This window comes from Nitriliruptor sp., from assembly GCF_040882075.1.
GTDB lineage: Bacteria > Actinomycetota > Nitriliruptoria > Nitriliruptorales > Nitriliruptoraceae > Nitriliruptor.
This window is the reverse complement of sequence record NZ_JBBEBZ010000068.1, coordinates 13576-33021: the sequence shown is the minus strand read 5'-3', so window position 1 is coordinate 33021 and position 19446 is coordinate 13576. Positions and strand designations below refer to the sequence as shown.

Sequence of the window (19446 nt, the reverse complement as noted above, 5' to 3'; positions counted from 1 at the left end):
CTAGGCCGTCCGGGCCCGGCAGGTGGCCGCCCGGTCCCCTCGCGTCCGCTCCGCGGTCGGGCTACGGGTGAGGGGAGGGGGCCCGTCGATGCGGTCCGTGTGACAGCGGACGGAGCCGGTCCGGCGGAGCGCTACCGGCGTGTGACGGGAGGGTGAGGCTCAGGCGGCATCAGCGAGACCACGCGCCTGCGCGACGAGCTCGAAGGTTCGCAACCGCTTCGGCTGGTCGGTCGCGCTCGACGCCAGGATGAGCTCGTCGGCGTCGGCGTGCACCGCGAACCGGTCGAGGTAGGCCGACACCTCGTCGACGGTTCCCACCGCGGTGTACCGCATCATCTGCAGCACGGGGGCTGCTGAGGGAGAGTCGAGGATGAGATCGAGCTCCTCGTCGGTGTAGGACCGGCCGCGTCCGAACAGCCGCTTGGCACGCCGACGCTTGGCGATCAGCAGCTGCGCCTCGGCGTCCTCGCGCGCGTCGGCGGCGATCACGTTGACGCCGGCGATGACGTGCGGTCGCTCCAGCTGCGCCGACGGGCGGAACCCGCTGCGGTACGCGGCGACGGCCGCCTGCAGGGCGTCCGGTGCGAAGTGCGACGCGAAGGCGTAGGGCAGGCCGAGCTGAGCTGCCAGCTGCGCCCCGAACAGCGACGAGCCGAGGATGTAGAGCGGCACATCGGTGCCGTGCCCGGGTGTGGCCCGGACCCCCTCGACGAGTGGTTCACCGCGCAGGTAGCCCTGCAACTCGAGCACGTCGTCGGGGAAGCGCTCGGCCGCTGCCGGGTGGCGACGGAGCGCCCGGAAGGTCTGTTGGTCGGTCCCCGGTGCACGACCGAGCCCGAGGTCGATGCGGCCGGGGTGCAGCGACTCGAGCGTGCCGAACTGCTCGGCGATGACCAGCGGCGAGTGGTTGGGCAGCATCACCCCACCCGATCCGAGCCGGATGGTCCGGGTGTGCGCCGCGACGTGAGCGATCAGCACGCTCGTCGCTGCCGACGCGATCGTCGGCATGTTGTGGTGTTCGGCGTACCAGATCCGTCGGTACCCCCACCGCTCGGCGTGTTGCGCCAGCTCGACGCTCGACCGGAGCCGATCCGGCACGTTCTCACCCGGTCCGACGTCGGCGAGATCGAGGATGGACAGGAGGACGGACACGGGACACCTCGCGACGACGGAACGCCCGAGCCGGGCCGGCTCGAGCGTGCGGAGGCTGGAACGACGGTCGCCCGTGCCGTATTCCGGCGCTCACCCGGACGGCGACCGCGCGCAGGCGACGGTGCGCAGCAGGTCCTCGACGGCGGCGAGCGAGTGACCGCTGACGAACGTGTCGCAGTGCGGGAGCGCCCCCGCCATGCCGGACACGAGCGGCTCGTAGTCGAGGCGAGCCGAACGCGGGTTGACCCACACGATGTGGTGGGCGAGGCGTCGCAGGCGGCGCATCCTCGCCTCGAGCTCTGGGAGCGGATCGGTGTCCCACCCGTCGGAGGCGATGATCACCACGCTGCCCCGCACGGAGGTGCTCCAGGCGGGGTGACGCATCAGCTGTCCGAGGCTGTTCGCGATACGTGTCCCACTGAAGCGGTCGTCGACCTCGGCGGTGGCACGGGCGACGGCGGTACGCACGTCCCGGTGCTGCAGCGTCGCGGTCAGCCGGGTCAAGCGCGTGGAGAAGGCGAACGTCTCCGCGCCGGTGGTCCGGCCGAGCGCGCGCATCAGGTGCAGGTACGCGCGGGCGTACGGCTGCATCGACCCGCTGACATCGACGAGCATCACGATGCCGCGTGGACGCGTCACCGCGCGGCTGTGGTGGAGGACGATCGGCTCGCCCACGGTCCGCAGGGCGCCGCGGACGGTCCGCCGACGGTCGAGGTCGCGTACGAGGCTCGTGGGGCGCCGGCGTCGTGCTCGTCGCCGAGGCCAGTGGACCACCGTGCGCTCGAGCCACGCACCGAGCAGTTCGAGCTCGTCCTCGTCGAAGCGGTCGAACGGCACGTCGGTGCGGTCGGCCAGCCCGGACGGCAGCGGCAGCGCCAGCTCGACGCTCGGTGTGAGGTCATGGTCCGGCTCGGTGGCGCTCGGCGGTGTCGTCCACGGCACGCCCCCACCACCCGGCGCGCGTGGTCCGTCGAGCGGCACGCGGACGTGGAGGTCGCCCTCGTCCGCGGGGGGCGGGGACCCGTGTGCCGCCGAACGGCGAGCGTGCGGGTCGACGGCCGGTCCGGATGCATCGAAGACGAGACCGAAGACGGCATCGAAGGCCGGCTCGTCGCCGACGTCGGACACCAGACACGTCCGCGCGACCCAGTACAGCTCGTCGCGTGTCCGCGGGTCGGCGACCTCGAGCGCGGCGGCGAAGCGGCCCGCCATCGTCATCGTCTGCACGCTGCCCGCGAGCCGGAGACGCTCGGAGAAGGCGGCGGCGAACGCTGCGCGGTCGACGCCGCGGAACAGCGTGTCAGCGCCCGCCTCGCTCACCCACCGACCCCCTCGGTGACGAGCCGCTGGAGCGTTTCGAGGTCGTCGGGGGTCTTGGCGAGCGTCCCGAGCGTCTCGATCGCGGTCGCCTCGTCGAGGGCCGCCACGCCGAGCGCCCCGAGTGCGCCGACCCAGTCGATGGTCTCGGCGAGCCCCGGCGGCTTGTCGAGGTCGGTGTCGCGGACCCGGGCCACGAAGGCCGTCGCAGCCGTCACCAGCGCATCCGCGCTCGAGGGGACGTTGCGGCGGACGATGGCCGCGGCTCGCGCGACCGAGGGGTACGCGATCCAGTGGTACAGGCAACGCCGCTTCAACGCGTCGTGCAGCTCACGCGTCCGGTTCGAGGTCAGGATCACGATGGGAGCGCGGCGGGCACGGAACGTGCCGAGCTCGGGGACGGTCACCGAGTTCTCCCCGAGGAACTCGTACAGCAGGGCCTCGAACTCGTGGTCTGCACGGTCCACCTCATCGAGCAGGACGACCGCCGGCGCCGGTCCGGACCAGCGCACCGCGCGCAGCAGCGGGCGGTCGACCAGGAACCGCTCGGTGAACAGGTCGTCGTCCTCGAGCGCGGCGCCGCGGGACTCCGCCGTCCGTACCGCGAGCAGCTGCCGGGGGTAGTTCCACTCGTAGAGCGCTTCGCCGGCGGAGATCCCCTCGTAGCACTGGAGCCGGATGAGCTCGGAGCCGACCGAACGCGCGATGGCCTGGGCCGCCGAGGTCTTGCCGACACCCGGCTCGCCCTCCAGCAGGAGCGGCTGTCCGAGAGCCTGCGCCAGGAAGATCGCGGTCGTCAGCGCCCCGTCGGCGAGGTAGCCCTGCGCTTCGAGCGCGGCGCGGACCGCCTCGCGGTCGACGAAGACCGGTGTCTCAACCACCACCGTCGACCTCCTCGGTCGCCACCAGCTGGCGGTGGTCCTCGACGGTATCGACGTCGAGCGGGACGGTGCCCCGTGCGGGGACGTCCGTGACGGGGTAGCGGCCCGACTCGAGCAGCTTCCACACCGCTTTGTCCCCGTGGAGCTGACGGAGGTCGTCGAAGACCGCCCGACCGAGCCAGAGCGGATGGCCGCGTCCATCGTCGTACCGGCACACACCGAGCGGCCCGTCGCCCGCCCGGTCGAGCAGCGTGGCGACGTCGACGGGGCGGATCCGGGGTTGGTCGCCGAGCAGGAGGACGATGCCCGTCGAGCGCGGGTCGACGACGTCCACCGCCGCGCGCAGCGACGACGAGCACCCCTCGGTGGGCGTGGGGCTGGCCACGACCACGGTCCCGCGCAGGTCGACCTCGTCCCGGATGCGGTCCGCCGCACCGCCGAGGGTGACCAGCAGCTGGTCGAAGCCACACGCTCGCGCGGTGTCCAGCGTCGCGTCGAGCAACGTGGCCCCACCGAACGGCAGCAGCTGCTTCGGCGACCCGAGCCGCCGAGACGAACCAGCCGCGAGCACCACCCCCGTCGGTACCGCGCTCACACCTCGACGCCGACGTCGGCGGCGTACCTCGCTCGACAACCGGGGGCGCAGAACCAGACGTCCTGGCCGTCGTGTGCGAGGTGCAGGGTGGTCGCGGTGACGGTCACGGTCATCCCACAGACCGGATCGATGGCCGTCGCTGGGGTCGAGGGGATCGGGGCAGCGGACGGTTCGATGTCCCCGAGACGGACGTCACGGACGAGCTCCGCCGCGATCGACAGCGCGATCTCGGCGGGTGTCCTGGCCCCGATGGGCAGACCCACGGGTGTGCGAACGCGGCCGCGTTCCTCGTCCGACAGGTCCATCGCGTCGAGCACCGCGCTCCCTCGTCGTTCGCTGGCGATCAGCCCGATGAACGGCACGGCTGCAGCGATCGCGGCCCGGATGGTCTCGGGTTCGTCGCGTCCGTGGGTGGAGACGACCACCGCCAGCGCACCGGTGCAGTCGAGCTCGCCGCCGTCCACGCGCCGAGCGCTGAAGCCGAGACCTGCCAGGGTGGTGGTGAGCGCCAGGGCCACGGGCGACGAGCCCACGACGTGGACGGCTGGTGCGGGCCGGTGCGGACGGAGGAACACCTCGATGGCCCCGCCCGACAGGCACGGGTTGATCACCCGGCGTTCGCCAGGCGCATCCCTCTCGTCGAGGGCGGGCTCCCGGTCGCTGCCGTCCGGGAGCACCCGCAGCAACAGCGGCTCACCCGATACCAGGACGTCGAGGGCCGCGGCCACCACCGAGGTCTCGGCGCACTGTCCGCCGACGAAGCCCGCGATCGTGCCGTCGGCCTGGACGATCGCGGTGTCGCCCGGTCGCGCGGAGGTCGGTGCTTGCGCTCGTACGACCGTCGCCTCGACGAACGGGATCCGGTCGGCACGCAGCTGTGTTCCGAGCTCGGAGAGCGAGGTGGACGGATCCATGGCGGTGTCCCTCAGATCGGCGCCGTGTTGCGTCCCTGCATCGCCTCCCAGACCCGCGAGGGGGTCATGGGCATGTCGATGTGGCGGATGCCGAACGGCGTGAGTGCGTCGACGACGGCGTTCACGATGGCCGGCGGCGAACCGACGGTCGCCGATTCGCCGATGCCCTTGGCGCCGATGGGGTGGTGGGGCGAGGGGGTGACGGTGAAGCCCGTCTCCCAGTCGGGCGTCTCGAGCGCGGTCGGGATGAGGTAGTCCATCAGCGACCCGCTGAGGCAGTTGCCGTCCTCGTCGAACGAGATCATCTCCATCAGGGCCATGCCCACCCCGTCGGTCAGTCCACCGTGGACCTGTCCCTCGATGATCATCGGGTTGATCCGGGTCCCGCAGTCGTCCACGGCCACGAAGCGACGGACCTTGACGTGACCGGTCCCCGGGTCGACGTCGACCACGCAGATGTAGGCGCCGAACGGGTAGGTCAGGTTCTCCGGGTTGTAACAGATCTGCGCTTCGAGGCCGCCTTCGATGCCGTCCGGCAGGTCGCCGGCGCCGTGGGCTCGCATCGCGATGTCCTGGATCGTGACCGCCGCGTCCGGGTCGCCCTTGACCACGAACCGGCCCTTGTCCCAATCGAGGTCGGCGACGGAGACCTCCAACATCCCCGACGCGATGATCCGTGCCTTGTCACGGACCTTGCGCGACACCAACGCGGCCGCCGCACCGGACACCGGTGTCGAACGGCTCCCGTAGGTGCCGAGCCCGAACGGGGTGTTGTCGGTGTCACCGTGGACGACGTCGATGTCCTCGGGTGGGATACCGAGCTCCTCGGCCACGATCTGGGCGAAGGTGGTCTCGTGGCCCTGGCCCTGGCTCTGCACCGACAGACGGACGACGGCCTTGCCGGTCGGGTGGACGCGGAGCTCGCACCCGTCAGCCATGCCGAGACCGAGGATGTCCATGTCCTTGCGTGGTCCCGCGCCGACGGCCTCGGTGAAGAACGAGACACCGATCCCCATCAGCTCGCCGCGTTCGCGCTTCTCGCCCTGCTCGCGACGCAGCTCGTCGTACCCGGCGAGCTCCATGGCCTGGCGCATCGCGGGCTCGTAGTCGCCCGAGTCGTAGGTCCACCCGGTCTTGGTCACGTACGGGAACTGGTCGGGCTGGATGAAGTTCTTGATGCGCAGCTCGATCGGGTCCATGCCGAGCTCGTCGGCCAGGACGTCGACGATCCGTTCGACGAGGTAGACCGCCTCGGTGATGCGGAACGAGCAGGCGTAGGCCACGCCGCCAGGCGCCTTGTTGGTGTAGACGGCGGTCATCTTGGCGTGGGCCGCCTCGAGGTCGTAGCTGCCGGTGAAGACCCCGAAGAAGCCCGCCGGGTACTTGACCGGGGCGGCGACGCCGTTGAACGCGCCGTGGTCGGCCAGGACGTTGGTGCGGATCGCCTGGATCCGCCCGTCCGAGGTGGCCGCGATGTCCGCCTTCATGACGTAGTCCCGCGCGAAGCCGGTGCTGACCAGGTTCTCGGTGCGGTCCTCCATCCACTTGACCGGCTTGCCCAGCAGCAGCGAGCCGACGATGGCACACACGTAGCCGGGGTAGATCGGGACCTTGTTGCCGAACCCCCCGCCGATGTCGGGGGAGATGACGCGGATCTTGTGCTCGGGGATGCCGGCGACGAGCGCGTAGACGGTCCGGTGGGCGTGCGGCGCCTGCGTGGTCGACCAGAGGGTCAGCTTGCCGGAGACGCGCTCGAGGTCCGCGACGCACCCGCAGGTCTCCATCGGGGCCGGGTGCGAACGCGGGTAGACGATCTCCTCGCTGACCACCACGTCGGCGTTCGCGAACACCTCGTCGGTGGCCGCCGCGTCGCCGGTCTCCCAGTCGAAGCAGTGGTTGTCGGTCTTGCCCGCCAGGTCGTCGCGGATGACCGCGGCATCGGCGTCGAGTGCCTTACGTACGTCGACGACCGGGGGGAGCGGTTCGTAGTCCACGTCGATCAGCTCGAGCGCGTCGCGCGCCGAGTAGCGATCCTCGGCCACGACGAAGGCGACCTCCTGGTGAGCGAACCGCACCTTGTCGGTGGCCAGGACCGCCTGCACGTCGTTCGACAGGGTCGGCATCCACGCGAGGCCGTGCTCGGCGAGCATCGCACCCGTGACCACGAGCTTGACCTTGGGGTGGGCCTCGGCTGCCGACGTGTCGATGTTGGTGATCCGGGCGTGCGCCATCGGTGAGCGGAGGATCGCCATGTGCAGCATCCCCGGCAGCTGCACGTCATCGACGTACTGCCCCATCCCACGGATGAACCGCGCGTCCTCCTTGCGCCGCAGCGACCCGAACCCGATCGGTCGTTCCGGCGGGTCCTGGGTGACCGTGCCGTACTCGGAACCGTCGGTCTCCGGTGCGTCGTCGATGACCCCGGGCGAGAGAGCGTCGGTCGCGTCGGTGGTCGACATGTCACGCACCTCCCGCGGGGGCCGCCGCCGGTTCGTCGGCGGCGCCGAGCCGTTCCTTCTCGGCCGCCCACCGGATGGAGCGCACGATGGTCGAGTAGCCCGTGCAGCGGCAGATCTGACCCGAGATGGCCTCGCGGATCTCCCCCTCGTCCGGGTCGGGGTTGCGGTCGAGAAGCGCCCGCGCCGTCATCAGCATGCCGGGGGTACAGAAGCCGCACTGGAGGCCGTGGCACTCTGTGAAACCCTCCTGGACGGGGTCGAGCACGCCGTCCTGTTCGAGCCCCTCGACGGTGCGCACCGCCCGTCCGTCGGCCATCGCCGCGAGCACCGTGCACGACTTGACCGGCTCGCCGTCCATCCACACGACGCACGTCCCGCAGTTGCTCGTGTCGCACCCCCAGTGGGTGCCGGTCAGCCCGAGCACGTCCCGGAGGTAGTGCACGAGCAGCAACCTCGCCTCGACGTCGTGGCTGACCTGGTCGCCGTTCACGGTCATCGTCACCTGCATGGTCCGCTCCTCGGTGGTGATCCGCGCTCGGGAGACCCGGTTCGTGTCGTGGCTCGGTTCGTTCGTGGTTCGGTTCGTGTCGTGGGTCGGTTCAGCCGGCCCGCTCGACCGCACGCCGGAGGGCGCGCCGGGTGAGCTCGTCGGCGAGGTGCCGCTTGTAGGCCTCCGTGCCGCGCTGATCGTCCGAGGGCCGGCAGTTGCGGGCGGCGATGGCCCCGACCTCCGCGTAGAGCTCCTCGGACGGGGTCGCACCGCGGAGGGCGTCGGCGACCTCAGCGATCCCCGTGGTGTCCGGTCCCACAGCCGCCAGCCCGACGCGGCCCTCACGGATCGCCCCACCGTCCATCCACACCGCGGCGCCGGCCGAGACGACCGCCCAGTCACCGGTGCGACGCTCGACCTTCTCGTAGGCGCTGCCTCCGCCGGGGTGCACCGGGATGCGGACCTCGGTCAGCATCTCGTCGTCGCCGACCGCGGTCTCGTACGGCCCGCGGTGGAAGTCGGCCATCGTCACGACGCGCTCGCCGCCCGGACCGCGGATGACGCAGGAGGCGTTGAGCGTGGTGCACACCGCCGACAGGTCCTCGGACGGGTCGGCCTGGCACAGCGATCCGCCGAGCGTGCCGCGGTTGCGGACCACCGGGTCGGCGATGACGCGCTCGGCGTCGCGGAAGATCGGGAAGCGTGCCGCGAGCACGTCCGACTCGAGCAGCTCGCGGTGACGCGTCATCGCACCGATCCGGACCTCGTCGCCCTCCTCGCGGATGTAGGACAGCTCCGTCAGGTCGTTGACGTCGATGAGGTACTCCGGGTTGGCGAGCCGGAGCTTCATCATCGGCAGGAGGCTGTGGCCTCCGGCGACGATGCGTGCCTCGCTCCCGAGCTGCGAGAGCAGCTCGAGGGCGTGGTCGACGCTGGTGGCACGGGCGTACTCGAACGGCGCGGGCACCTGCACGGCGACCCCTCTCCCGTGGCTCGACCTGCGGACGCCCGCATGAAGCCACCCGCACGGCCGCAGGTCAACGCGCGGTTAAGCGAACCCTTGAAGAGGTCGTTGGCGTGCGTTGTGAAGGGTCGTGTGACGCGGCACGATGAGCACATGACGCCCGCTCAGCTCCGTGCCTTCGCCGCCATCGCCCGCACGGGTTCGGTCGGTGGGGCGGCCCGCAGCCTCGAGGTCACCGACGCCGCCGTGTCGGGACACGTGGCCGCGCTCCGCCGCGAGCTCGGCGACGAGCTGTTCCGGCGGACCGCGTCGGGGCTCGCCTTCACTCCGGGCGGGCTACGGCTCGCGACCCGGGCGGTCGAGATGCTCGGCCTCCAGGACCGGACGCGCCAGGAGGTCCAGGCCGCGGCCCAGGGGCGACGCACCCTGCGGATCGCCAGCAGCGCGTTGTTCGCCGAGTACGCGGCTCCCGGGCTGATCGAGCTGTTCTCCTCCCGTGCGGCCGACCTGCAGGTGGAGCTCAGCATCGAACCGCCCCGACGCTTCGCCTCGCTGCTCGCCTCGCAGGTCGTGGACGTGACCATCGGTCCGCCGAGCGCGACCACCCCACCGGGGGTCGCCGTCACGCCGTTCCTGCGCTACCAGGTGATGATCGTCGCAGCGCCGGGGCACCCGCTCGCCGGACGCAAGGTCGCAACTCCCGAGCTGGCGGTCCAGGACTGGTTCCTCGGCCCGTCGGCCGCCCAGTCCGAAGGGGTGACCAGGTACGTGCTCGACACCCTCCAGGTGCCCGAGGCACGGCAGCGCATCTTCCAGAGCCACGCCGCGGCGCTCGAGGAGGTCCGGCGCGGGACGGGCCTGGCGTTGGCGCTCGGGTTCGCGGTCCGCGCCGACCTCGAGGCCGGCCGTCTGGCGCGGATCGCCTCGGCGGCGTCTTGGGTGGATGCGACCTGGAACGCCTCGACCCTGAACGCCGAGCGGGTCGCGGCGCCGGCCGCCGAGCTCATCCGCTTCATCACGACCCCGCGTGCCACGCAGGCGATGCTCTCCGGATCCGGTGCGGGGGTGCACCGGTTCCGCCCGAGCGTGCACATCACCCTCTGGCGCTGACCGCCGCGGCGCACTCGCAGTATCCCGCTCCGGTCGACGTTGGACGACTGCCCATCGACGGCGCATGCTGCGCCGGGAGGGGCGCCGATGGCCACGTTCGTGCTCGTGCACGGTGGGTGGGGAGGCGGCTGGGAGTGGGGCGAGGTCGCGTCCTCGCTCCGCTCGCGGGGTCACGACGTCCACACCCCGACCCTGACCGGGCTCGGCGACCGCGCCCACCTCGCCTCTCGGAGCGTCCGGCTCACCACCCACGTCGATGACGTGGTCGCGGTGCTCGTGACCGAGGACCTCTCCGACGTCGTGCTCGTGGGCCAGAGCTACGGTGGCGTCGTGGTCACCGTGGCAGCCGATCGGGTGCCAGAACGGCTCCGGCGCGTCGTCTACCTCGACGCGTTCGTGCCCTCCGACGGGGACTCGTGCAACTCGCTGTGCGGACCGGCCTGGACCCGCCGCGTCCGCGAACTCGCGGCGGAACACGGTGACGGCTGGCAGGTCCCGCTGCCGTTCTCGGACGACATGGGCCTCCCGCCGGCCGTGGCTGCCTGGTACGTGCCGCGGCTGGTCGCGCATCCGCTCGCCACCCTCGACGACCCCGCCGAGCTGACCGGGGCCGGAGACGCCGTGCCGCGGAGCTACCTGCGCTACGTGGGGACGGATGGTGAGCCGGAGGGTGACCCCCTGGCGGGCTCGGCCCGCCGGGCCCGCGACGCCGGTTGGCACTACCTCGAGGTGGTGGGTCCGCACGACCTCCACGTCAGCGACCCGGAACGGACCGCGACGCTGCTCGAGGGCGTCCTCGTCACGGGGTGACGGTCCCGGCGCCCGCCCGGGCGGTGACGGCCGCGGCGCATCGCAGCATCGCCGCGACCGTGTGGTCGACGTCCCGTTGGTCGGTCGCCCGGTCCGAGACCGAGATGCGCATGAGCCGTCGCCCCCGCCACGTGGTGCCGCTCACGTACGCGCTGCCATCCTCCTGGACGGCAGCGATGACCGCGTCGTTGAAGGCGTCCGGATCGTGATCGTCCGGCGGCCGCCACCGCACGAGGACCTGGTTGAACGCCACGTCGTTGACGACCTCGACCCGGCCGGATCCGGCGAGCTCGGCCGCGAAGCGCTGCGCCAGCCCCGTGGTGCGGCTGACCAGTTCGGCGACCCCCTCACGGCCGAGGGAGCGGAGCGTCGCGTAGACCCCGACGCCGCGCGCCCGGCGCGAGAACTCCGGGTTCCAGTCCATGGCTTCGCGCACGTCGCCGTCACCCTGGATGAGGTAGCTGGCGCGCACGCTCATCGCGGCGTGATGGGGGGCGGGGTCGCGGCAGATCGCCACGCCACAGTCGTAGGCGACGTTCAGCAGCTTGTGACCGTCGGTCGACCAGGAGTCGAGCCGTTCCATCCCGGCGGTGAGGTGGCGATGATGGGCCGAGGCGGCCGCCAGCAACCCGACGGCACCGTCGACGTGCACCCAGGTCGGGTTGCCCCGTGCACGGTGCGCCTCCGCCGCGTCGGCGATGGCCTCGAAGCGGTCGAACGCCCCGGTGTTCACGTTCCCGGCCTCGGCGCAGAGGATGGTGGGACCGGTGGTCGCCTCGAGCGTGCGGCGGAGGTCGTCGAGCAGGAACCGGTCCTCGTCGTCGCAGGCGACCTCGGTCGCCGTCCGCTCGCCGAGCCCGAGGAAGCGCAGAGCCCGGGTGATCGTCGAGTGACGCCCCGCCTTGACCACGACGTGGACCGGGGGAGCGCCCTGCAGCCCGTCCGCCTCGACGTCCCACCCGGCCTCGCGCAACACGTGGTCCCGGGCAGCGGCGAGGCAGGTGAAGTTCGCCATCTGGCCGCCGGTCACGAAACCGAGACTGCTGCCCGCGGGGAGGGCGAGCAGCTCGATCATCCACCGGGCAGCCACCTCCTCGACGATGGAGACGCCGGGCGTCGGTGCGTAGAGCCCGGCGTTCTGGTCCCAGGTCGACACCAGCAGCTCGGCGCCGTAGGCGGCCGGGTGGAGACCGCCGATCACGAAGCCGAAGAACCGCCCCGACGCGTGGGCCGTGACGAAGGGTTCGACCTCCCGCGCGAGGTCGGCGACCACCTCGGCGGCGGGGGTGCCCCGGTCCGGCAGCGGACGGTCCACGACGGCTCGGATCGCCGCAGGTGAGGTGACGGGGTAGACCCGTCGTTCCGGGAGCGAGTCGAGGTAGGCGCGGGCGGACGTCGTCGCCGCGTCGAGCACGCCGTCCCAGTCGGATGGCACCAAGGGTCCGCTCCTGTGCCGGTGTCGATCCATGGTGACACACGGCGATCCACATGGCTGGTCGCCGCCACCTCGCCGGTCTGTCAGGATGCGCGTTCACGTGGGCGATGGGTGGGGCCGTGGCAGGGGAAGCGAGCACCACCCGGGATCGGTACCCGGACGCGCTGCGGGCGGGCGCACTGCTCGTGGTGGTTCTCGGGCACTGGGTGGCCACGCTGCCCCGGGTCGAGGCCGGGCGGATGGTCTCGACCGAGCACCTCCTGACGGTGTGGGACGGGGCCGGCACGCTGACGTGGGTGCTGCAGGTCGTCCCGTTGTTCGTCTTCGTCTCCGCGGCCGTCAGCACCGACGGGGTCGCGCGCCGGCTCGAGAGCGGGGCGAGCCAACGGGTGTGGTGGGCCGGTCGTGCGCTCGGGCTGGCCCGCCCGACCGTCACCTACCTCGTCGTCCTCGCGGTGATGGCCCTGATCGCGCTGCGCACCGGCGGGCGCCTGCTCGGTCCGCTGGATCAGTCGCTCACCGTGCACCTGTGGTTCCTGGTGATGCTGCTCGCCGTCCAAGCGCTGCTGCCGCTCGGCGTCCGGGCGGACGAGCGGTTCGGGCTGTGGGCCGTCGGCGGTCTGCTGGCGGTCGCGGTCGTCGTGGACCTGCTCCGCGGTGGCGTGACCCCCGGTGGGCTCACCCAGCTCGGTACTCAGGTCACGGGGACCGGCGGGGGGATCGGGTGGATCAACGGGTTGGCCGTGTGGCTCCTGCCGCAACAGCTCGGGATCGCGTGGCGCCGGGGCCGGTTCGGGGGGACCGGTACCGGGGCGGTGCTGCTCCTGGCCGGTCTCGGCTGGCTCGCCGCAGCCGTGGCCGTCGGCTACCCGGTGGCGATGGTCGGCGGTGCGCTCGATGGCTCGTCGAACGTCCTCCCACCGACGTTGGCGCTCGTCGGCGTGATGTGGGTCCAGGTCGGCGTCGTCCTCCTGTTCGAACGCCCAGCGCGACGGGCGCTGACGTCGCGGCCCGTCGGTCGCGCCGTCGCGATCCTCGGGGCGCTCGGCATGCCGCTGTACCTGTGGCACAAGCTCGCCGAGCTCCCCGCCGCCTGGCTCGGTGAGCGGCTCGGTGCTCCGATCGACGCGGGCGTCCCGGGCGAGGTCGGGTTCTGGAGCGGTCGACTGGTCTGGATCGTCCTCTGCCTGCTCGCGGTGACGCCCGTCATGGCCGCGGTCATCGCGTTCGAGACGCGACGCACGCCGAAGGTGCCGCAGACGACGTCGCTGCCCGCCACCATCGTCGGGGGCACGGCGCTGTTCGCTGGCATCGTCGTCGCCATGGCGCTCGGAGCACAGCCGGGCGCGATCGTGGGTGTGGTGCTGGTCGTCGCCGCGTCCTGGCTGCTCCGAACGCACCGCCAGGACCGATCACCGACGGCCGATGAGGGGCCACCCGTGCGCGCCGCACCGCGCGGGGTGAGCGCGTGAACGACTCCACCCTCCAGTCGGCCGACGCCGGTGCCGTTCCCGGAGGTGTGGACCTCCAGCGCGTCGTGCTCACCCTGGCCACCGCCTGCGCGGCGGTGGGGGTGACGCTCTGGACCGCCGACACCCCGTGGATGTACCGCTGGTGGTACGTGGCCCCGGGTCTGGCCGTCGTGGCGCTGGTGGTCGGCGTCCGACGGCGCCGTCCCGTCAACCGGCGACCCTGGTACGGGTTGACCGCTGCCGTCGCGATGCTGTGGATCGGCTGGTCGATCTCCGCGATGCTCGGTCTCGGTCTCGCCGACGGCCCCGCAGCGGAGGTCGTGGGGCTGCTGCGGGACGCCATCTACCTGGTCGCTTACCCGCTGGTCGGGGTGGCCAGCCTGATGATGGTCCGGGCCCGGACCGGTGGCCGCGATCGCGACAACGTCATCGATGCGCTGATCGTGATGGTCGCTCTCGCGACCGTGCTCGGGGCGTGGCTCTTCGGCTCCGGCTTCACGCCCGGTGTCGGCGATATCGATCGGATCTGGGTCACGGGCGCGCCGTTGGTCCTCGCCGCGGTCGTCACCGCGAGCGTCCGCATCCTGTTCGCCGACGGCCACCGCCTCCCATCCGCGTGGCTGCTGGTCGCGGCGAGCGTGCTGACGTTGCTCGGCAACCTGTGGACGGCGCAACTGCTGCGCGACGGGCTCGACACCCAGGTCACCGGCATCGACGTCCTCTGGGTCCTGGCGTTCGTCGCGGTCGGCGCGGCGGCGCTCCACCCCGGGATGGCGCGGCTCACCGAACCGGTCCCGCCGGCGTCGCTCGGTGGGATGCCGACCGACAGGCTGGTCGTGCTGGGGGTGGCACTGCTCGCCGGACCGGTCAGCCAACTCCGGCTGGTCGAGGATCGCAGCGACGCCACGCTGGTCGCCGTCGGCAGCGTGGTCGTGGCTTCGCTGGCGGTCTGGCGGGTCGCCCGGCTGCTGACCGAGCGTGACGCCGCGCGCCGCGGCCTGCAGACGGCCGCTCGCCGGGACGCGGCGGTGGCCACGGTCGGACGGTGGGCGCTCGACGAGCGATCGATCACCGAGCTGATCGCCGACACCGACGACCTGCTCGCTAGCGCGCTCGTCGGCGTGACCTGCGGTGTCGTCGCCGCCGGATCGCCGGACCCCGATGGGACCGACGGGTGCGAGGTCGAGCGTTTCTGGGTCAACGACGGCCGCGACGACATCGCCGAGGTCGTGGCTGTCATCGACCCGGACGGTGGCCCACGACCCGGTGACCGTGACTTCCTCGAATCGATCGCGCTGATGCTGTCGGCTGCCGCCCGGCGCCGGTCCGCGGAGGAGCGGCTGCGTCACGACGCCCTCCACGACCCGCTGACCGGTCTCGCCAACCGCACGCTGGCCATCGACCGGCTCACCCGTCTGTTCGAGCGGCGGGACGTCGCGGCGGTCACCGCGATCTTCCTCGACCTCGACGGGTTCAAGGCCGTCAACGACACCCTCGGCCACGACGCTGGCGACGAGGTCCTCGTGCAGGTGGCCCGGGCGTTACGCGCAGCGGTCCGCGAGGAGGACACGGTCGCCCGCTTGGCGGGGGACGAGTTCGTGGTGCTGCTCCCCGACGCCTCGACCTCCGAGCTCGAGCGTCTGGCCGTCCGGCTGCTCGCCGCCTGCGACATCGCGGTGTCGAGCCAGGGTGGTGTCCTCCCGGTGACGGCCAGCGTCGGTATCGCCACCGCGACGCCGGATGCGACGGACGTCGAGGACCTGCTGCGAAGCGCGGATGCGGCGATGTACCGCACGAAGCGTGAGGGGGGTGCGGGCGTGTCCTGGAGCCAGGATGGGTCGGACGGGTCCGCGCCACCGCCATCGATGGCGACCAGCAGCCGCTGACCGGTTCAGCGGACCCCGGCACGCTCGCGGGGGAAGGCGAGCAGCTCGCCGAGCCGGGCGGAGCCGGCCGGGTGGGACGCCATCGAGCGCCGTCGCGCCTCCACCTCACCGATCCGGATCGGTCGGACCGTGAGGACGGCCACCGACCGGAGGCCCGATGTGGTGGGACCTCCGGCGGTGGCCGACAGGGTCTCGCGGGTGGGACCGGTGATCAGGCGGCACGGACCCCGCGGACGCCAGCTCGGTCTCGACCGGGGGTTCCCCGGCACGGTGGGCGAGTGCGCTGATGACCGCGCGCACGAGCTCACCGCTGGCGATGAGGACGAGACCGGTCATCACCGGGTGCATCCACTCGGCCCGCAGGTCCTGCCCGAAAGCAGCGAAGGCGGAGTAGTTGAGCATGAAGGCGAGCCCAGCAGCGATCACGACCGCGAGGGTGCGGGTGAGGGCAGCGGGGGTGCGGAACGGCAGCAGCTCGTCGAGGGTCTGGTGCAGGACCGACAAGCCGAGCGCGAGGACGATGAGGACGACGAACGGGTACACGGTCCACCTCCGGTGCGTGGGCTCGCGGACCGATCTGGACCGCGCACCTGGTTGGACCCGCCGCCTGCCGCATCGGTTACACCCACGGGCGGTGCGTCCGGTGGGTGCACGCCGGCGCGCGCTCACCCGACGTGCCCGGAACGCACGGACGGCAGGGACCCGCCCGTCGCCCACCGAAGAGGTTCGGCAGAGCCGAGACCGGGAGCGAGCGTGCGGCGGAACCTGACCATCCTGATCGGTGTCGTCGCGGTGACGTTCGGCACGGTGCCGGCAGCTTCGGCGCACCCCGCCGTGCCGCTCGCCCCGACGAGTCCGCTGGACCTGACCTACGCGGCGACCGACAACGTCGAGTTCCTCGGCCGCTTCCCCGAGCATGCCGGGACCGCTGGCGGCCGGCTGGTCGAGGACCGCTTCTACCTGACCGATCCGCGGGGGGTGTTCGTCTACGACGTGTCGACGCCGGAGCAACCGAGCCTGCTCGGATCGCTGCCGCTGCCACAGTCGGGGACCGGTGCGGCGTTGGCCCAGGAGGACCCCGACACCGATGGCGAGATCCTCCTCGTCGACGCGATCGACCCGACCTCCGGGTCGCTGAACGCGACGCTGAAGGTCGTCGACGTGTCGGACCCGGCGGCGATCCGTGTGATCGGCGCCGCCCCGGTCGCCGACCACACCTGGACGTGCGTCTCCACGCCGACGAACGGCTGCGCCTACGCCTACGGCCGGACCGGCTACATCGTCGACCTCACCGACCCGACCGACCCCGTCGTCCTCGACACCTCCTGGCGCGAACACGTCGGCCTCGGCGAGGGGTTCTCGAACTCGCCCTACACCCACGACCTGACCGAGTTCCGCACCGGTCGGGTCATGTCCGCCGGTGCGCACAACGTGCTGATGGACACCAGCGACCCCACTGCGCCGCGGCTGCTCAACGACCTCGAGGTCGAGTACCACACCTTCGGGTACCACAGCGTCGAGTGGGCGAACGAGGGGCGTGACCCGATCCTGGTGGCGGGCACCGAGATCGCCCCCGAGGGGGCGACGAACCTCGCTGGGAGCGACTGCCAGGGGGAGGGGTCGTGGATCAGCACCTACGGCACCCGCGATGTCGTGGCTGCCGACCGCCGGTTCGAGCGCACCGGCAACGCGCGGCAGGCTGCCCGCGTCGGGGACGCCTCCTTCGAGCCGCTCGACACCTTCCACGTCGAGGAGCGCGGGCTGTTCCTCGACGGGAACGCGCCGGGGCACACCCTCTACTGCGCCCACTGGATGGAGCTGGCACCGAGCTTCGACGGCGGCGGCCGCATGGTGGTCGCCTACTACGACTGGGGCACACGCTTCGTCGACGTCGCCCCCGACGGGACGATGGAGGAGATCGGCTGGTTCACACCGGCCGAGGGCTACGCCGGGTCCGCCCAGTGGATCACCGACGACATCGTCTACTCGATGGACTACCGACGTGGCCTCGAGGTCCTGCGGCTGACCGAGGAGCCGGCGACCGGGACGGTCGTGGGGGAGCTCGACCTGCTGATGATCGGCTCGACCGCTGAGGTCGCTCCGCTCTGGATACGTGCCGGGCAGCACCCGAGCGCGCTCGCGTTGGCGTTGGCCGGCGCCTTGCTGCTCACCGCCGCGGTGCGACGCCGCAACACCGCCCCCCCCCGCTGCCGTCGGCGACGCCTGACCAGCCACCCGCTCGAACCACGAGGAGTTCGACCGTGCGCACGAACCCGGTCCGTCGGACCCAGGCCCTGACCGTCGCCGCGCTGCTGGCGTTGGCACCGCTGACCGTGGGGGCGGCCGCTCCCACGGTCGTTCCCGTCGACGCGGACGCGACCATCGTCGGGGACGTGACCCCGCTCGCGCGGTTCCCCGGCGTCGGTGGAAGCGAGGTCGATTCCGACGGCGAGCGCTACCTGTTCGCCGGCCAGGCCAACCTCGACGACTCGCTCAACCGGCAGAACGTCGAGGAGGGCCAGCACGGCGGTCTGCGCATCATCGACCTCGACTCGATGTCGGTCGTGGGCGAGCTCGCCTGCCCCGGGACCGACAACTACGTCCGTTACCTCGATCCGGCCGTCTACAACACCGCGTCCGGGGACCGCGAGTTCGTCGTGATGGCGCATCACGGCAACGTCTGCACCGCGGACGCGCTCGCCGACGACCCCAACACCCGCCCCGGGTACGGCGCGTTCAACGGCGTCATGGTCGTCGACGTCACCGACAAGACCGCCCCGCACATCGTGTCGGTGGTGGGACACGACTCGGCGCACACGGTGATGCCGCACCCGACGCGTCCCTACCTCTACATCCTGCCCGGCGGGCTCGCCAACGGGACCAACGTGCCCAACCAGCGCGTGAGCCCGACCGGCATCGTCGACCTCTCCGACCCGCTCGCCCCCCGCTACGTGACCGCGTTCCAGCACAACGCGCAGGGCTGCCACGACCTCGGGTTCACGGGCGACGGTGATCACGCGTACTGCGCCGGCTTCGGTGAGGTCCAGGTCTGGGACATCGCCGGTGGTCGCATCGAGTCCCCGCAGGTCGTCGGCACGATCGTGAACCCGGCCATCCAGTTCGCGCACAACGCCGTGATCAGCCCGAGCGGTCGCTACCTCGCCATCAACGACGAGGCGTTCGGGTTCCACACCTGCTCGGGCGAGGCGGCCGACCTCTACGGGTCGCTGTGGATCTACGACATCACGGTGCCGGAGGTCCCGGTGCTCGCGGGGCGCGTGTCGCCGCCCGGCCACCCGGATGATCAGGGGTTCGGGACGCTCTACGACGCTGGCCCCGTCAACGGCTGGGCGGACTCGTGGTGCGCAGCCCACAACTACAACTGGGTCCCGGGTAGCGACGACGTCATCGTCGCCTCGTGGTTCGGTGGGGGTACGACCGCCCACGACATCACCGATCCGATGGCCCCGGAGATGATCGCCCACTACATGCCGCACGACGGCGTCGCGTGGAGCGGGCACTACTACGCCGGTTACCTCGTCATCAACGACATGGTCCGGGGCGTCGAGGTGCTCGACGCACCGGAGGTCCGCGCCGCCGATCCGGCCTTCCAAGGCGGCGAGGCAGCACCCGATCGACCGGACCGTCCGGACCGTCCGGACCGTCCGGACCAGCCGCAGCGTCCGGACCAGCCGGGGCGCTCGGACCGTGCCGCGCCGTCGGACCAGGCGGCTCGATCGAACGGACCCTCCGCGGGCGTGTTCGCCGGTTCCACGTCGCTGCGGACCGCCCTGCCGGTGGACCGCTCGGCCGAACTGCTCCCGGCGGTGCTGCCACCGCGGCCCACCCCGCCGCGTGCTCCGGGATCCGGGGGCGGGTTCTGCGTCCTGCCGGGTCGCTCCGCCTGACCACCGGCCGCGCTGAGCGGGCCGTGAGGTGGCCGACGAGCCCGGAGTACCCT

16 protein-coding genes are annotated in these 19446 nt (G+C 72.0%); 6 read left to right on the top strand and 10 right to left on the bottom strand.

The window, feature by feature from the left end; all coding sequences use genetic code 11:
• Window positions 1–159 precede the first annotated feature (159 nt).
• The 8 genes from WEB03_RS03450 to WEB03_RS03415 all read right to left on the bottom strand — a co-directional run bounded on the left by WEB03_RS03450 (window position 160) and on the right by WEB03_RS03415 (window position 8781).
• On the bottom strand, window positions 160–1152 hold the full coding sequence (locus tag WEB03_RS03450; RefSeq protein ID WP_368069575.1) for an LLM class flavin-dependent oxidoreductase: 993 nt from the start codon (window positions 1150–1152) through the stop codon (window positions 160–162).
• Between the two features lie 90 nt (window positions 1153–1242).
• The gene (locus WEB03_RS03445; RefSeq protein ID WP_368069574.1) at window positions 1243–2472 is read right to left on the bottom strand and encodes a VWA domain-containing protein; all 1230 of its coding nucleotides are present in this window, start codon (window positions 2470–2472) and stop codon (window positions 1243–1245) included.
• The gene (locus tag WEB03_RS03440; protein ID WP_368069573.1) at window positions 2469–3350 is read right to left on the bottom strand and encodes an AAA family ATPase; all 882 of its coding nucleotides are present in this window, start codon (window positions 3348–3350) and stop codon (window positions 2469–2471) included. The genes WEB03_RS03445 and WEB03_RS03440 overlap by 4 nt, the downstream gene beginning before the upstream one ends.
• Entirely contained in the window at window positions 3343–3945 is a 603-nt protein-coding gene (locus WEB03_RS03435) for an NTP transferase domain-containing protein (RefSeq protein ID WP_368069572.1), read from the bottom strand. Before WEB03_RS03435 ends, WEB03_RS03440 begins: the two co-directional genes overlap by 8 nt.
• Window positions 3942–4859: an XdhC family protein gene (locus tag WEB03_RS03430; protein ID WP_368069571.1), complete on the bottom strand. Its 918-nt coding sequence runs from the start codon at window positions 4857–4859 to the stop codon at window positions 3942–3944. The genes WEB03_RS03435 and WEB03_RS03430 overlap by 4 nt, the downstream gene beginning before the upstream one ends.
• Window positions 4860–4870: 11 nt before the next feature.
• Window positions 4871–7318 (bottom strand): aerobic carbon-monoxide dehydrogenase large subunit, encoded by a 2448-nt coding sequence (locus WEB03_RS03425; RefSeq protein WP_368069570.1) that lies wholly within the window; start codon window positions 7316–7318, stop codon window positions 4871–4873.
• Window position 7319: 1 nt separating this feature from the next.
• The gene (locus tag WEB03_RS03420) at window positions 7320–7826 is read right to left on the bottom strand and encodes a (2Fe-2S)-binding protein (protein WP_368069569.1); all 507 of its coding nucleotides are present in this window, start codon (window positions 7824–7826) and stop codon (window positions 7320–7322) included.
• A 91-nt stretch (window positions 7827–7917) separates the two neighbouring features.
• Window positions 7918–8781 carry a xanthine dehydrogenase family protein subunit M gene (locus WEB03_RS03415; protein ID WP_368069568.1) on the bottom strand — a complete coding sequence of 288 codons (864 nt, stop codon included), beginning with the start codon at window positions 8779–8781 and terminating at the stop codon, window positions 7918–7920.
• Window positions 8782–8925: 144 nt separating this feature from the next.
• On the opposite strand from WEB03_RS03415, the gene WEB03_RS03410 reads away from it, so the two are divergent.
• Both WEB03_RS03410 and WEB03_RS03405 read left to right on the top strand, forming a co-directional pair.
• Window positions 8926–9882 (top strand): LysR family transcriptional regulator, encoded by a 957-nt coding sequence (locus WEB03_RS03410; RefSeq protein ID WP_368069567.1) that lies wholly within the window; start codon window positions 8926–8928, stop codon window positions 9880–9882.
• A gap of 87 nt (window positions 9883–9969) precedes the next feature.
• Window positions 9970–10692, top strand: coding sequence for an alpha/beta fold hydrolase (locus WEB03_RS03405; RefSeq protein WP_368069566.1), 723 nt, complete (start codon window positions 9970–9972; stop codon window positions 10690–10692).
• Here the strand turns inward: WEB03_RS03405 and WEB03_RS03400 are convergent.
• Entirely contained in the window at window positions 10682–12127 is a 1446-nt protein-coding gene (locus tag WEB03_RS03400; protein ID WP_368069565.1) for an aspartate aminotransferase family protein, read from the bottom strand. The genes WEB03_RS03405 and WEB03_RS03400 overlap by 11 nt on opposite strands.
• Window positions 12128–12246: 119 nt before the next feature.
• Between WEB03_RS03400 and WEB03_RS03395 the strand changes: the two genes are divergently transcribed.
• Window positions 12247–13599, top strand: coding sequence for an acyltransferase family protein (locus WEB03_RS03395; RefSeq protein WP_368069564.1), 1353 nt, complete (start codon window positions 12247–12249; stop codon window positions 13597–13599).
• Window positions 13596–15485, top strand: a complete 1890-nt coding sequence (locus tag WEB03_RS03390; RefSeq protein ID WP_368069563.1) for a diguanylate cyclase — start codon at window positions 13596–13598, stop codon at window positions 15483–15485. Before WEB03_RS03395 ends, WEB03_RS03390 begins: the two co-directional genes overlap by 4 nt.
• A 105-nt stretch (window positions 15486–15590) precedes the next feature.
• On the opposite strand, the gene WEB03_RS03385 is transcribed toward WEB03_RS03390, so the two are convergent.
• Window positions 15591–16028: a hypothetical protein gene (locus WEB03_RS03385; RefSeq protein ID WP_368069562.1), complete on the bottom strand. Its 438-nt coding sequence runs from the start codon at window positions 16026–16028 to the stop codon at window positions 15591–15593.
• Between the two features lie 210 nt (window positions 16029–16238).
• On the opposite strand from WEB03_RS03385, the gene WEB03_RS03380 reads away from it, so the two are divergent.
• Together WEB03_RS03380 and WEB03_RS03375 are read left to right on the top strand one after the other, a co-directional pair.
• The gene (locus WEB03_RS03380) at window positions 16239–17783 is read left to right on the top strand and encodes an LVIVD repeat-containing protein (RefSeq protein WP_368069561.1); all 1545 of its coding nucleotides are present in this window, start codon (window positions 16239–16241) and stop codon (window positions 17781–17783) included.
• The gene (locus WEB03_RS03375) at window positions 17747–19393 is read left to right on the top strand and encodes an LVIVD repeat-containing protein (RefSeq protein ID WP_368069560.1); all 1647 of its coding nucleotides are present in this window, start codon (window positions 17747–17749) and stop codon (window positions 19391–19393) included. The genes WEB03_RS03380 and WEB03_RS03375 overlap by 37 nt, the downstream gene beginning before the upstream one ends.
• Window positions 19394–19446: the final 53 nt, after the last annotated feature.